Source organism: Rhabdobacter roseus (assembly GCF_014202275.1).
GTDB lineage: Bacteria > Bacteroidota > Bacteroidia > Cytophagales > Spirosomataceae > Rhabdobacter > Rhabdobacter roseus.
In genome coordinates this window covers 209,455-221,995 of the sequence record NZ_JACHGF010000007.1, presented here as the reverse complement: position 1 = coordinate 221,995, position 12,541 = coordinate 209,455, and the positions used below count along the sequence as shown (strand labels likewise).

General features: G+C 53.2%; 12 protein-coding genes. 6 read left to right on the top strand and 6 right to left on the bottom strand.

Translation table 11 applies throughout. The features are described 5' to 3' along the window. Position 1: 1 nt before the first annotated feature. From HNQ92_RS20085 to HNQ92_RS20065, 5 genes are all read left to right on the top strand, one after another. Complete coding sequence (locus HNQ92_RS20085) at positions 2-1,678, top strand: RagB/SusD family nutrient uptake outer membrane protein (protein ID WP_184176590.1); 1,677 nt, start codon at positions 2-4, stop codon at positions 1,676-1,678. 172 nt (positions 1,679-1,850) lie between these two features. Next, complete coding sequence (locus tag HNQ92_RS20080; protein WP_184176588.1) at positions 1,851-2,765, top strand: sugar phosphate isomerase/epimerase family protein; 915 nt, start codon at positions 1,851-1,853, stop codon at positions 2,763-2,765. Positions 2,766-2,889: 124 nt separating this feature from the next. Then, entirely contained in the window at positions 2,890-4,257 is a 1,368-nt protein-coding gene (locus HNQ92_RS20075; RefSeq protein WP_184176586.1) for a 3-keto-disaccharide hydrolase, read from the top strand. Positions 4,258-4,397: 140 nt separating this feature from the next. After that, positions 4,398-5,741 carry a Gfo/Idh/MocA family protein gene (locus HNQ92_RS20070; protein WP_184176584.1) on the top strand — a complete coding sequence of 448 codons (1,344 nt, stop codon included), beginning with the start codon at positions 4,398-4,400 and terminating at the stop codon, positions 5,739-5,741. A 90-nt stretch (positions 5,742-5,831) separates the two neighbouring features. Beyond that, positions 5,832-6,857 carry a DUF6807 domain-containing protein gene (locus HNQ92_RS20065; protein WP_184176582.1) on the top strand — a complete coding sequence of 342 codons (1,026 nt, stop codon included), beginning with the start codon at positions 5,832-5,834 and terminating at the stop codon, positions 6,855-6,857. 143 nt (positions 6,858-7,000) lie between these two features. Here the strand turns inward: HNQ92_RS20065 and hemW are convergent, their stop codons facing one another. From hemW to HNQ92_RS20040, 5 genes are all read right to left on the bottom strand, one after another. Beyond that, positions 7,001-8,146: a radical SAM family heme chaperone HemW gene (gene hemW, locus HNQ92_RS20060; RefSeq protein ID WP_184176580.1), complete on the bottom strand. Its 1,146-nt coding sequence runs from the start codon at positions 8,144-8,146 to the stop codon at positions 7,001-7,003. A gap of 348 nt (positions 8,147-8,494) precedes the next feature. Then, a complete protein-coding gene (rplI, locus tag HNQ92_RS20055; RefSeq protein ID WP_184176578.1) occupies positions 8,495-8,938 on the bottom strand; it encodes a 50S ribosomal protein L9 in 444 nt (147 codons plus the stop codon). A gap of 24 nt (positions 8,939-8,962) precedes the next feature. Continuing rightward, a complete protein-coding gene (gene rpsR / locus HNQ92_RS20050; RefSeq protein ID WP_184176576.1) occupies positions 8,963-9,214 on the bottom strand; it encodes a 30S ribosomal protein S18 in 252 nt (83 codons plus the stop codon). A 3-nt stretch (positions 9,215-9,217) separates the two neighbouring features. After that, complete coding sequence (gene rpsF / locus HNQ92_RS20045; protein WP_184176574.1) at positions 9,218-9,601, bottom strand: 30S ribosomal protein S6; 384 nt, start codon at positions 9,599-9,601, stop codon at positions 9,218-9,220. A 118-nt stretch (positions 9,602-9,719) separates the two neighbouring features. Further along, complete coding sequence (locus tag HNQ92_RS20040; protein ID WP_184176572.1) at positions 9,720-10,682, bottom strand: hypothetical protein; 963 nt, start codon at positions 10,680-10,682, stop codon at positions 9,720-9,722. A 132-nt stretch (positions 10,683-10,814) separates the two neighbouring features. Here HNQ92_RS20040 and HNQ92_RS20035 point away from each other — a divergent pair, with 132 nt between their 5' ends. Then, positions 10,815-11,483 (top strand): YggS family pyridoxal phosphate-dependent enzyme, encoded by a 669-nt coding sequence (locus HNQ92_RS20035; RefSeq protein WP_184176570.1) that lies wholly within the window; start codon positions 10,815-10,817, stop codon positions 11,481-11,483. On the opposite strand, the gene HNQ92_RS20030 is transcribed toward HNQ92_RS20035, so the two are convergent. Beyond that, the gene (locus HNQ92_RS20030) at positions 11,474-12,529 is read right to left on the bottom strand and encodes a glycosyltransferase family 9 protein (RefSeq protein ID WP_184176568.1); all 1,056 of its coding nucleotides are present in this window, start codon (positions 12,527-12,529) and stop codon (positions 11,474-11,476) included. The two genes, HNQ92_RS20035 and HNQ92_RS20030, sit on opposite strands and share 10 nt — an antisense overlap. Between the last annotated feature and the right edge of the window lie 12 nt (positions 12,530-12,541).

Genomic DNA, 12,541 nt, shown 5'->3' with positions numbered 1-12,541 from the left:
TATGAAAGCAAATATAAAATTAGCAAGCATACTCAAGACAGGCGCTCTGGTAGTGGCTCTGTTTGTGGGACAGTCGTGCAGCGAAAGCGTACTGGACGAGGAGGTAATATCCGGCATTGGTGATAACTACCTCAACACGCCGAATGGCTTCAACGACGGCGTCAATGCCGTATACTCCGGCCTGCGTAACTGGTACGGTACCGAGCGTGGCAATAACTTTACCGTCTTTGGTACGGATACCTACCAGAACGGTGCCGACGGTGGCTTTAAGTTTATGAACACCTACGACGGAGGCTTTGACGCCCGTTCGGGGCACGTTCAGGAGGTATGGAATCAGTTTTACGAAACCATCAATGCCGCCAACACGGTAGTTGACCGGGCTCCCAACGTATCAGGTATTGCTGATGCGGTAAGAAAAGAGCGCGTGGCCGAGGTGAGATTCATCCGGGCCCACCAGTACTTTATCCTCCTGCAGTTATTTGGTGGGGTAGATTTGCGGCTCACGGAAACCAAGGCCCCTACCAAAGTGGCCACCCGGGCTACGATAGCCGAGTTGTACGCGGCGATCATCAAAGACCTGGAAGAAGGCATTCCGGATCTGGATGCGCGTTACCGCCACCCCAACTACGGGCGGGTGACCAAAGCGGCTGCCCAGCATCTGTTGGGCAAAGTGTACCTGACCAAGGCCACTTCCGAAGCCAAAGCGGCCGATGACTTTGCCAAAGCCGAGGCTTTGTTCAAACAGGTTATTGCTACACCCGGTGCCGCTTTGCTGGCCGACTTTGGAGATGTACACCGCCAGGGTAACGAAATGAACAACGAGGTGGTATTTGGGATACAGTATACCAACAACCCGCTTACCAATGGCGGCGGCAATAACTCGCACCTGTATTTTCTGATGGAGTACGACAATATGCCCGGTATGCGTCGCGATGTGACCAACGGACGCCCCTTCAAGCGGTATATGCCAACGAAGTATACCCTGAATACGGTCTTTAACCTGGCCAACCGCGTGAACGACAGCCGCTACTACAAAACCTTCAAGGATGTATACTACTGTAATAACCCGGGTTCTTTTAATACCAACTATGACAAGTCAAAAGCCCGGATAACGGTTGCATTAGGAGATACCGCTGTTTTCGATCCCGGATATGAAATGCCCGAAGCTGAAAGAGCCAAGCGGCCCTATCAGGTACTGACGCCCAGTATGTACGATGAGCGCCGGTTCCCGGCCCTGCGCAAGCACATTGATGGCAATCGCGCCGACCTGACCGCCGAAGGGGGTGTCCGTGACTACATTGCTTTCCGCTTGGCCGATACCTACCTAATGCTGGCCGAAGCCCAGTTTAAGCAAGGCAAAGTAGAGGACGCTACGGCTAATATCAATATGGTACGTCGTCGCGCCGCTTGGCCGGGCAAACAAGCCGCCATGGAAATTACTTCCGCGCAGCTCACCATGGATTTTATCATGGAAGAGCGCGAGCGTGAGCTGATTGGCGAGCAAATGCGGTGGTTTGACCTCAAACGCTGGGGAGTACTGGTAGAGCGAGTAAAACTGCACAACAACCAGGCGGCCCCTAACATCAAGGCTTTCCACGTACTGCGCCCAATCCCCCAAACCCAGATTGATCGGGTAGAAGGTGGAAACTCCGCTTTCCCACAGAATACTGGCTACTAAAAATACTACCTGTGTGAGGGTAGGGTGGTTTTCGCCAACCGGCGTATACTGCCATGCGATTGATTCCCCGGTAGAAAAGTCCCCTCTTTGGGGGCTTTTCTCTTTGCCGGGAGTAGTAAAATCAACCAAAGCCTGGCTTTACCTTAGAAGTACCTTGAATAAAAAATCGATTATGACCGACCGACGATCCTTTTTAAAGCAAACCTCTCTGCTTACCGCTTCTGCGCTTGCACTACCCGCCTGGGACTCCGTATGGGGCGAAGCATTACTCAAAAAAAGCAACATCAAGATTGGCTATTCGGCCATTACCTGGGGCGGAAAAGACGAGCAGGCTATTAAAGACTTAGCCTCGCTGGGCTACAAAGGCATTCAACTACGCGCCAATACCTTTGGTCCCTACCGAAACAAAGTCTCCGAACTGCGGGACATGCTACAGGCCAACGGGATGTACCTTTGTATGTTTTCGAGTGGTAACGTGGAGATCGACCCGGCCAAAGAGGCCAGTACCATCGATATGCACGTGGCGCACGCCAGCTTTGTGAAAGCCCTGGGTGGGAATTCCATGCAGCTCACCAACAGCGCCCGCCCCAAAGACCGCGCTCCCTCCGCCGAGGAGCTCAAACGCCTGGCCACCGTCATGAACGAGATCGGAAAACAAACGGCCGATCTGGGCGTGCAGGCCGTGTACCACAACCACATGCACCAGCTGGGCGAAACGCCCGAAGAGATTGACCAGATTGTGCAGGGTATGGACCCGCGCTACGTGAAGCTGCTGCTGGACATTGCTCACTACAAGCAGGGCGGAGGCGAACCCGAGAAGGCGGTCATTCAGTATAAAAACATGCTCCATGCGCTGCACCTGAAAGATACCAAACCCGCCGACACCAAAAGTGGCTACAAGTTTGTGGAGCTGGGGCAAGGCCGGGTAGATGTACCCGCGGTATTCAAAGCCCTGGATAAAATCAAGTTTAAGGGCTGGGCCGTTGTTGAGCTGGACGGCGTACCAGATCCTGACAAAACCGCCTACTCCTGCGCGGTGACGAACAAGGAGTACATCACGGGTACCTTGAAAAACCCACTGAGCTAATCGCCTCCGGCATAATTCGGGGATGGTTGTCAGGGTAGTAACCCTTAATGATCGTTATAGAAGGTAGTAGGTACCTAGGTACCCCTTATTTAGTACAATAACCCTTTCTGACTTAGCTTACTGAATGAAGAAAAAACGTTTTTGGCTGATGGCAGCCTTACTCGCAGGTGCACTGACCACAGGATACGCCCAAAAGTCGAAAGATGGCTGGCAAATGCTCTTTAACGGCAAGGACCTTACCGGCTGGAAACAGCTGAACGGCAAGGCCAAGTACGAGGTAAAGGACGGGATGATCATCGGTACTTCCACCCTGAATACCCCCAACTCGTTTCTGACTACCGAGAAAGACTATTCCGATTTCATTTTTGAGTGCGATGTGATGGTCGATAATAGTCTGAACTCCGGAATTCAGATTCGTAGCCTCTCTAAGCCCGACTACCAGGACGGCCGCGTGCACGGATATCAGATTGAAATCGACCCCAGCGACCGCGCCTGGTCGGGAGGTATCTATGACGAAGCCCGCCGTGGCTGGTTGTACCCCGTCGACATCAATCAGTCGGGCCGGAAAGCCTTTAAGAAGGGCGAGTGGAACAAGTACCGCGTGGAAGCCATCGGCAATTCCATCCGTACTTTTGTGAACGATGTGCCCGTGGCGCACCTCATTGACGACATGACGCCCAGCGGCTTTATTTGCTTACAGGTACATTCCATCAATAAAAAAGAGCAGGAAGGTACGCAGGTACGCTGGAAAAACGTGCGCATCAAAACCACGGACCTCAAGCCCAGTCCGACGGCCGATATTCGGGTGGTAAACATGCTGCCCAACAACCTTTCCGAGCTGGAAAAATCGCAGGGCTGGAAGCTGCTGTACGACGGCAAAACGGCCGAGCACTGGCGTGGTTACAACAGCCAGGAGTTTCCGCCGAAGCGCTGGAGCTACCAGGACGGTACCATTACCGTAGCCAAGTCTGACGGCTCTGAAACCGGTAATGACATCGTGACTCGCGAGAAATTTGGTCCCGGCTTTGAGTTTCAATTTGAGTTTAAGCTCACCGAAGGAGCCAACAGTGGCGTGAAGTACTTCGTCAACGAAGGCCTGGACGCCAAAGGAAAGTCCGGCCTGGGCCTGGAGTACCAGGTACTGGACGACGCCAAGCACCCTGACGCTAAAATGGGCGTAGTAGGAAACCGCACGCTGGCATCTCTATACGACCTGATTCCCGCCGAAAAGCCCGGCAACTCCCAGAAGAAAATTGGCGAGTGGAACCGAGGCCGCCTGGTGGTGCACCCGGATGGTACCGTGGAGCATTTTCTGAACGAACAAAAAGTACTGGAATACAAGCGCGGTGGGGCCATTTATAAAGCCTTGGTAGCCCGCTCCAAGTACAAGGATTTTGAAGGTTTTGGCCTGGCCAAAGAAGGAAACCTACTCTTGCAGGATCACGGCGATTTGGTTTCGTTCCGGAGCCTGAAAGTAAAAGAAATCAAGTAAAGCCTTTTAGCTTAGATCAAAGTACCCTTTTAACCATAGTACCTTTGGACGGTTTGCCGGTACTATGACCAAAGAAGCCATCGTGGTTTCTACCCTATTATTTTGCAAACATATATTGTAAAACCTAAATAGTTAACCCTATGAGTAGCAGAAGAGACTTTATAAAGAAAACTGCCCTGGCTACGGCGGGTGTGGCCCTTTCGGCCAACGCCATGAGCGCAGGCAGCTACCGCCGTATTGTAGGCGCCAACGACCGCGTACGGGTAGGTATCATTGGCTTCTCGGATCGGTTCCGTAGTTCCCTGGCTCCCAGCTTTGCCGACCACGCCAAGGCCATGAATTTTGAATTTGTGGGGGTTTCTGACATCTGGAACCGCCGTCGGGACGAAGCCGAAAAGTACTTTAAAGATAAACCATCGGCTTCCAAAGACTTTTTTAAAGCCCGCAATAACGACGAACTCCTGGCTCGTAAAGACATCGATGCCGTCATTATCAGTACGGCGGACTTCCAGCACGCGCTGCACTGCGTCGACGCCGTGAAGTCAGGCCGGGATGTATACGTGGAGAAACCCTTTGCCGAATCGCTGGAAGACGCCAAGCTGGCTCTGAAAACGGTAGAAGCTTCTAAACAAATCGTGCAGGTTGGATCGCAGCGCCGCAGTGCTCCCAACTACTGGGCCGCCAATGATTTTATTCGCTCGGGCAAGTTTGGCGATATTTCCATGGTAGAAATGACCTGGAACGTCAATCAGCCTGGGCGTTGGCGCCGTCCTGACCTGGTCAATTCCATCAAGAAGGAAGATGTAGACTGGGATCGCTTCCTGCTCAACCGTCCCAAAGTAGCCTGGAACCCGCGCTACTACCTGGAGTACCGCCTGTTCTACCCGTACTCCTCGGGGATTCCGGGACAGTGGATGTCGCACCAGATTGATACGGTACACTGGTTCTCGGGCTTCGAAGCACCCCGCAGCGTGGTAGCCAACGGGGGCGTGTATGTATGGAAAGATGGCCGTACCAATGCCGACACCTTTACGGCGGTATTTGACTACGGTCCTTTTGACGACAAAGAAAAAGGCTTCCAGGTTATTTACTCATCCCGGATGCACCAGGCCGCTGGTGACGTGAAGGAATACTACTACTCCAACGGTGGGATGATTAACCTGGATACGAACCAGATCACTCCTGATGGCGGTCTGAGCGCCAATGCGGCTAAGGCTATGAATATGCAGGCCAATATGCTGCCCAAAATGGAACTGGGTACCGGCGGCATCAAGATGGAAACCGGTGCCAACACCGGTGCCGACCCCATGACTTCCATGCATATGCGCAACTGGATGGAGTGTATCCGCAACCGCAAGCAACCCAACGCACCGGCCCGGGCGGGCTTCAACCATTCGGTAGCGAATATCATGGCCACGCAGGCCATGCATACCGGCAAGCGCGTAACCTGGGATACCAAGAAAACGGACATCGTATTGAGTTAGGCGGAGAGAAAGGGTCGGTACTACTCCTGGTGCTGGCCCTTTTTTCTGCTTTAGAGATCCCAATCTACCTGTTTGTCAAATTGCTTTTTTATGAAAAATATTGCAACGATTGCCCTGGCCCTCTACGCCGGGGTAGCTACGGCTCAACGCGTGGAACTGACCCATCTGGAAGCCGAGAAGAAAGTGACCGTTACCGTAGACGGGAAACCTTTTACGGCCTACATTTATCCGGGCGGTGATCTGAAGAAAGCGGTACTTTATCCCGTCCAGACGGCCCACGGCACGGCCATTACCCGCGGCTGGCCCATGGACCCCCGGCCCGACGAGCGCGTAGATCACCCGCATCACGTGGGGGTATGGCTCAACCACGGGGATGTGAACGGATACGATTTTTGGAACAGCTCCGCCGCCGTTGACCGAACCAAGCACAAGTACGGGGATATCCTGCATACGGGCGTTAAGTCCATGAAGAGTGGCAAGAAGAAGGGTGAGCTCACCGTAACTGCCGACTGGATCAACCAGGATGGTGGCCTGATGCTAAAAGAAACAACGACCTATGTGTTTGGAGCCGTCGGCGAGCAGCGCACTATCGACCGCATCACCACCCTGACCGCTACGCAGGAAGACATTACGTTCAAGGACTCCAAAGAGGGCGTGTTTGCCGTCCGCCTGGCTCGCCAGCTCGAGCACCCCTCCAACAAGCCCGAGCTATTTACGGATGCCAGCGGCATCGCTACCAAAGTACCTGCCCTCAATAACACGGGGGTAACGGGTAGTTATACCAACAAAGAAGGCATCAAGGGGGAAGATGTGTGGGCCAAGCGTTCCGTCTGGTGTAACCTTACGGGGCAAATTGGCAACGAGAAGATCGGCGTAGCCATCATTGATCATCCCAAAAACGTAAGCTACCCCTCGTACTGGCACGCCCGCGGCTACGGCCTGTTTGCCATCAACCCTATGGGTACCAAGGAGTTTACCAACGGGAAAGAGGCGAAAAATTTTCAGTTGAAAAAAGGCGAATCGCAAACGTTCCGATACCGCCTGGTGGTAGACTCCAAGTACCTCACCGAAGCGGAGCTAGATGCCCTGGCCGCCGATTTTGCCAAAGTGAAATAGGCTCAAACTACCCATTTTTAAGATGAAAGTACCCCCTCGGCCGCATTAGGTCCGGGGGGTACTTTTTTGTTTATGAAAGAAGAGCCCCCTAAGTACCTAGGTACTTCTACTTCCTTGCTATCAATAAATTCACCCAACGTATTTTAGTTGATCAACCCGGACTCGCTATCGAGAAATAGCTCGCTGGCCACCCGGTCGGCGAAGAGCTTTCCGGCTTCGGTCAGCAGCAGCGTATCGTTGATTATCTGTAGCCACCCCTTTTCAAACAGCCGAAACAAAGTTTGATTTTGGCTGCGTAAAAAGCCCCCTTCTGAGAGCTCGGCCAGCAGGTCGAGGCGGCAGCCCCACTTGGTGCGCAGGCCCGTAAGCAGGTACTCATTCACCTGGTCGGTACGGCTAAGTACCTCCCGCGTGGCGGGTACTTCGTGCCGCTGGAGCGCCCGCAGGTACTGCGCATTGTGGCTGACGTTGTACTGGCGACTGGCACCATCGTAGGAGTGGGCGCTGGGGCCTACGCCCAGGTAGGAGCGGCGTTGCCAGTAGGCGGTATTGTGCTGGCTGTACTGCCCGTCGCGGGCAAAGTTAGAAATCTCGTACTGCTCGTAGCCGTGCTGAGCCAGTTGACTCACCAGTAACTCGAACTGCTCGGCGGCAAAGTCGTCGTCGATGGGCTCTATCTTCTTTTTGTGCAGCCAGTTGCCAAAGACCGTCTGGGGCTCAATGGTAAGGCAGTAGGCAGAGATATGGGATACGCGTAGCGCCAGGGCGCGTTCCAGATCTTCCCGAAGTACCTGGTGGTCCGGAGCCGGAATGGCGTAGATCAGGTCGATGGAGATATTGCTAATCCCGGCGTCTTGGGCCTGCTTCACGCAGCATTCGGCTTCTGGGCCCGAATGAACGCGGTGGAGGTACTTTAAGTGAGCGTCGTTAAACGATTGAATGCCGATGCTCAGCCGATTGATGCCCGCCCGGGCCAGCTCGCGTAGCTTCGTTGGGTCGAGGTCGTCGGGGTTTGCCTCCAGGGTGATTTCGGCGTTGGGTTTAAGGGAAAAGTGCGTACGGGCCGTTTCCAGCAACAGGACTAGTTCTGCTTCGTCCAGCAGCGAGGGAGTACCTCCGCCCAGGTACAGCGTCTGAAGTTCGGTGCCGGGCAGATACCCGGATCGCAAGGCTATTTCCCGCGCAATCATCCCGGTCATTTCCCGCTTTTGCCCGGTTTGGGTACTGAAATGAAAATCGCAGTAATGGCAGGCTTGCCGACAAAAAGGAATGTGAACGTACAAGTGCATGGCGTACTAACGCTTAGAAGGTGTTTGGGATATTAATTTAATAGCGAAACGAAGGGTTTTCGAGCGAAACGAGGCACTTTCTCCGTGCATAGCCGGAGGCTATGTACGGAGAAAGTAACGAATCGGACCGCCGAAGCGGTTGCAGCCGAAAAGACAACGTTGCAGCTTGAAGAAACTAACCCCACCATCTTCTTAAACAGGGCGATCAACGCTACGGATTAACAAACTACCTTGGACCAAAAGTACCTCTAGGCCGAACCGGGAAGTAACAGGTAAGCAAGGTACCTCATACAAAAGGCCGGAATATAGGGTATATTCCGGCCTTCGTCAAACGGGTATGGTCAGAAGCTAGTCCTGCGCAACGACGTTGATCGTCACGCTGTGCTTCACTTCCTTGTGCAGGTCAACGATCGCTTTATACGTTCCGACGCTTTTCACGTCATCAACGGTAATTTTCTTACGATCAATGTCGATTCCTTTGGCTTTAAGGCCATCGGCTACCTGGGTGTTAGTAACCCGGCCAAAGATGCGGCCGCTTTCCCCCACTACCGTCGAGATTTCGATCACCATATCGCCAATAGAAGCGGCAATATCTTCGGCATCTTTCTTTAATTTCTCGGCCTTGTGGGAGGCTTGGCGGATGTTCTCCTCCACGATCTTACGATTCGAGTTGTTAGCCAGCACGGCAAATCCCTGAGGAATCAGGTAGTTGCGTCCGAAGCCCGCTTTAACACTCACGATGTCGTTTTTATAACCCACACCGGCGATATCTGTCAATAGTATGATTTCCATTGTGTTGCGTACCTCCTTCCTTTATTATTTCAACTGATCGGTTACGAACGGTAACAACGCCAAGTGGCGCGCCCGCTTAATTGCTTGCCCTACCTTGCGCTGGTACTTCAGGCTGGTACCCGTCAGGCGGCGGGGCAGGATTTTACCTTGCTCGTTGACGAGCTTCAGTAGGAAGTTGGGATCTTTATAATCGATGTACTTAATACCGGCTTTCTTGAAGCGGCAATATTTTTTGCGGTTGATATTCTTTTCAACCGGTTCGTTTACGAGTGACATAGCTTAGGCCTCCTTTTCTTCGGTTTTGGTTTCGGTTGACTCTTCTTTCTTTCTGCCTACCAGCCCTTTACGCTTCTTTTCGTTGTAGGCAACGGCGTGCTTATCCAGGGAGATAGTGAGAAAGCGCATGATGCGCTCATCACGGCGGAATTCCGTTTCGAGGGTGTCGATAACCGGACCGGCGGAGGTGTACTCAAACAACTGGTAGTAACCGGTGTTTTTCTTTTGGATGGGGTAGGCCAGCTTACGCAATCCCCAGTTTTCTTCGTGTACCATTTCCGCACCATTGGAGGTGAGGATCGTACGGAATTTCTCAACGGCATCCCTTGTCTGGGCCTCAGACAAGATGGGAGTTAAAATGAATACCGTTTCATACTGCTTAGACATACGGTAATTAATTGGTTAGTAACAAAGTAAGTATAATTCTCTCAAAATGAGGGTGCAAAAATAGGGCTTGGAATTAACTTTTCCAAGCCCTTACCCTTATTATTGCTTATGAAGTACCCTACTTGACCGTAAACTCCCCCTGCCCGATCCGGAAACCTTCGCTGTACAGTTCCACGGCGTACTTGCCGTCTTTGAGCGGTAGCCCGCCCCGCCCGTACATGATGCTTACTTCCTGGCGGCTGTTGGTGAAGTTAATGAGTTCTTTGGAGCTATAAATCATCTCGCGGCCGTTGTGAAGGAAGGCACCCGAGCCCGTTGCCATGTCGGATAGTACCGCGCCGTTGGGGTCCAGCACGCGCAGGTAAATCTCCTTTTGGTTTTGGCGGGCAATGGGATTATCGGCCAGTTTGAAGGTCACCTTAAGCTTATCGATCCGGCGAGCGCGGTAGTTGCCGCCGTCCCGCTCCTTGCCTTTGGAAGTGATGGAGTTCACGCTGATGGATTCGGCGCGCAGGGCCGAGGCCAGCGACACTTTTTCGCTCAGCTCCCGGTTTTGGGCCGCAAAGGTACTCATGGAGTCGCTCAGGGCCTGCCGCTCGCTTTGCAGGCTTTCCCGCTCGGTTTCCAGGCCCGATAGTTTTTCGCTCAGCTCCTCGTTCTGAGCCGTCACGATGCCTAGCTCTTCGCGCAGCCTTACAATCTCCGTATCTTTCTGGGCCAGGATGGCTACGTAGTTTTTAATTTTATCCTCGTACTTCCGGGCCGAGTAGGTGTTCATGTCTTTTAGGGACTGCATGTCTTTTTCCAACTGCGCTTTGAGCGAAATCAGCGAATCCACGCTGCCTCCCAGTTGCTGAATCTCGGCAATCTTGGCGTCGAGCTGCACGGAAATGGAATCGAATTTTATTTTCGTACTCAGAACTTCCTCCGTCTTGGCGGCAATGATCGTATCTTTGGTTTCGTTTTCCTGCCTCTCCTGGTAGAAAAAGTACAAAAGCACCACGTTGAGCAAGGCTAATACGGCTAGGGCGGCCCACAGAAGGTTTTTTCGATCACGCTTCTGCTCTTGATTGTAGTCCATACGTTAATCAGAAAATGTGTTTAATAAACGGGCTAACTGGAATTTTAGGGGTACTTAAAAACACAAATATAGGGTATTATTTCTGTAAATAAATTAAGTACCTAGCAGTCAATAGTTTAATGGTAAAATACAATGAGTATTAGAGAAAACATTGCCCATATCGAGCAGCAGCTACAGTCTAAAGCCCGGCTGGTGGCCGTCACAAAAACCAAACCCGTGGAAGTACTGCAGCAGGCCTACGAAGCGGGGTTCAGGCGGTTTGGTGAAAATAAAGTACAGGAGATGGTCGAGAAGTACGAGGCCTTGCCCAAAGACATCGAGTGGCACCTGATCGGGCACCTGCAAACCAACAAAGTGAAGTACATTGCGCCGTTTGTGGCGCTGATCCACTCCGTGGACAGCCTCAAGTTGCTGGCGGAGATCAATAAGCAGGCCGGCAAAAACAACCGGGTGATCGACTGTTTGCTGCAAATCCATATTGCCGAAGAAGAAACGAAGTTTGGCCTGTCGGAGCCGGAAGCGCGGGCGCTGCTGGAGTCCGAAGAACTGATCCAAATGCATCACATCCGGATTGTGGGACTGATGGGCATGGCCACCAACACCGACGACCAGGCCCAGGTCCGGAAGGAGTTCCGGGTGCTGCGTACTTTTTTTGATTCGCTAAAGTCCTTGCCGAACGAACGCATCCAGCTGCGGGAGTTGTCGATGGGCATGAGTGGCGATTACCTCCTGGCCGTAGAGGAAGGAAGTACCCTGGTGCGGGTGGGCAGCGCCATCTTTGGCGCCCGCCTCTACGCCTGAGGCTCCCCGGCTCCCAGCACGGCTTCGATGGGCCGCTGTACCCGCTCGAGGGAAAGTCCGGCGCAAGGTACCCCCAATTCCCGGATCAGCACGCACTGTTCTTCCCGGCCGTAGCGCCCCGAGTAGGGATTATACACCGGAAATTCGTTCAGCGATCCCATCAGGATAAAGCCAAAGGTACCTGTGGCGTTCGCCAAATGCGAAGGGCCGCTGTCCAGCCCGATGAAATAGGCCGCCCGCCGAATCACCTCCGCCGTTTCGAGAATCGAGAGTTTTCCGCACAGGTTTTGGTAGCGCGGGTGCTCCAGGCCCAGGTTGCTGCGCAGGCCAATCTCTACTACCTGGTAGGGGTACTTGTCCAGGAGCCAATGCACCAGCTGCTGCCACTTGTTGATAGGCCAGTCTTTGGGTGCGAAATTAGACTGCGTATGCAGCACAATAAAGGGCTGGCTCAGCGCCAGGTCGTCTACTTTTTGCCGGTGTTTTTCCTGGAGGTACACGCGGGGCTGATCGTCGGTCTCCGGGGGCAGCGGCATGTTAATACCACCCGTAAGAGCAAAAACCTGAAGCAGATGCCCAAAATTAAAGTACGTATGGACGTTGACACCGGCGGCGTCGGAGATGGGATTGTCCATAAAAACCTGGCAGCGAGGGCAGTGGTCGTTGTTGCGAAACTGCAAGGGGTACACCTTGTCAAAAACACCCGTTTGCAGCAGTACCCGGCGCTGGGTCACGCAGTACTCGGCAAAAGTCTCGTCCAGGTGAGGGTTGACGTCCACGAGTTCCCGAAAGACCGGCTTCACGAACCAAACGAGGTGGTCGTGGGGATGAAGGCTACGCAGGTACCTGGAGAGCGGCTCTGCCGCCACGATGTCGCCGAAGTGCTCCGTGCGTACGATAGCCACCAGCCGGGTACCTTGGGGTAGTTGCTTTTTCTTGATGATAAAGTATATCCAGGCCTGGTAAGCCAGCCGGTGGGCCCGGAAAATATGGGAGTACTTGTGGTAACGGTGCGTCCAGAGCGCTACGAAGCGTTGCAAGGGCATAGATCAGTCTTT

Coding starts and splice junctions, on each gene's coding strand:
- HNQ92_RS20085 (WP_184176590.1), top strand. CDS start 2: ATGAAAGCAAATATAAAATTAGCAAGCATACTCAAGACAGGCGCTCTG.
- HNQ92_RS20080 (WP_184176588.1), top strand. CDS start 1,851: ATGACCGACCGACGATCCTTTTTAAAGCAAACCTCTCTGCTTACCGCT.
- HNQ92_RS20075 (WP_184176586.1), top strand. CDS start 2,890: ATGAAGAAAAAACGTTTTTGGCTGATGGCAGCCTTACTCGCAGGTGCA.
- HNQ92_RS20070 (WP_184176584.1), top strand. CDS start 4,398: ATGAGTAGCAGAAGAGACTTTATAAAGAAAACTGCCCTGGCTACGGCG.
- HNQ92_RS20065 (WP_184176582.1), top strand. CDS start 5,832: ATGAAAAATATTGCAACGATTGCCCTGGCCCTCTACGCCGGGGTAGCT.
- hemW (WP_184176580.1), bottom strand. CDS start 8,146: ATGCACTTGTACGTTCACATTCCTTTTTGTCGGCAAGCCTGCCATTAC.
- rplI (WP_184176578.1), bottom strand. CDS start 8,938: ATGGAAATCATACTATTGACAGATATCGCCGGTGTGGGTTATAAAAAC.
- rpsR (WP_184176576.1), bottom strand. CDS start 9,214: ATGTCACTCGTAAACGAACCGGTTGAAAAGAATATCAACCGCAAAAAA.
- rpsF (WP_184176574.1), bottom strand. CDS start 9,601: ATGTCTAAGCAGTATGAAACGGTATTCATTTTAACTCCCATCTTGTCT.
- HNQ92_RS20040 (WP_184176572.1), bottom strand. CDS start 10,682: ATGGACTACAATCAAGAGCAGAAGCGTGATCGAAAAAACCTTCTGTGG.
- HNQ92_RS20035 (WP_184176570.1), top strand. CDS start 10,815: ATGAGTATTAGAGAAAACATTGCCCATATCGAGCAGCAGCTACAGTCT.
- HNQ92_RS20030 (WP_184176568.1), bottom strand. CDS start 12,529: ATGCCCTTGCAACGCTTCGTAGCGCTCTGGACGCACCGTTACCACAAG.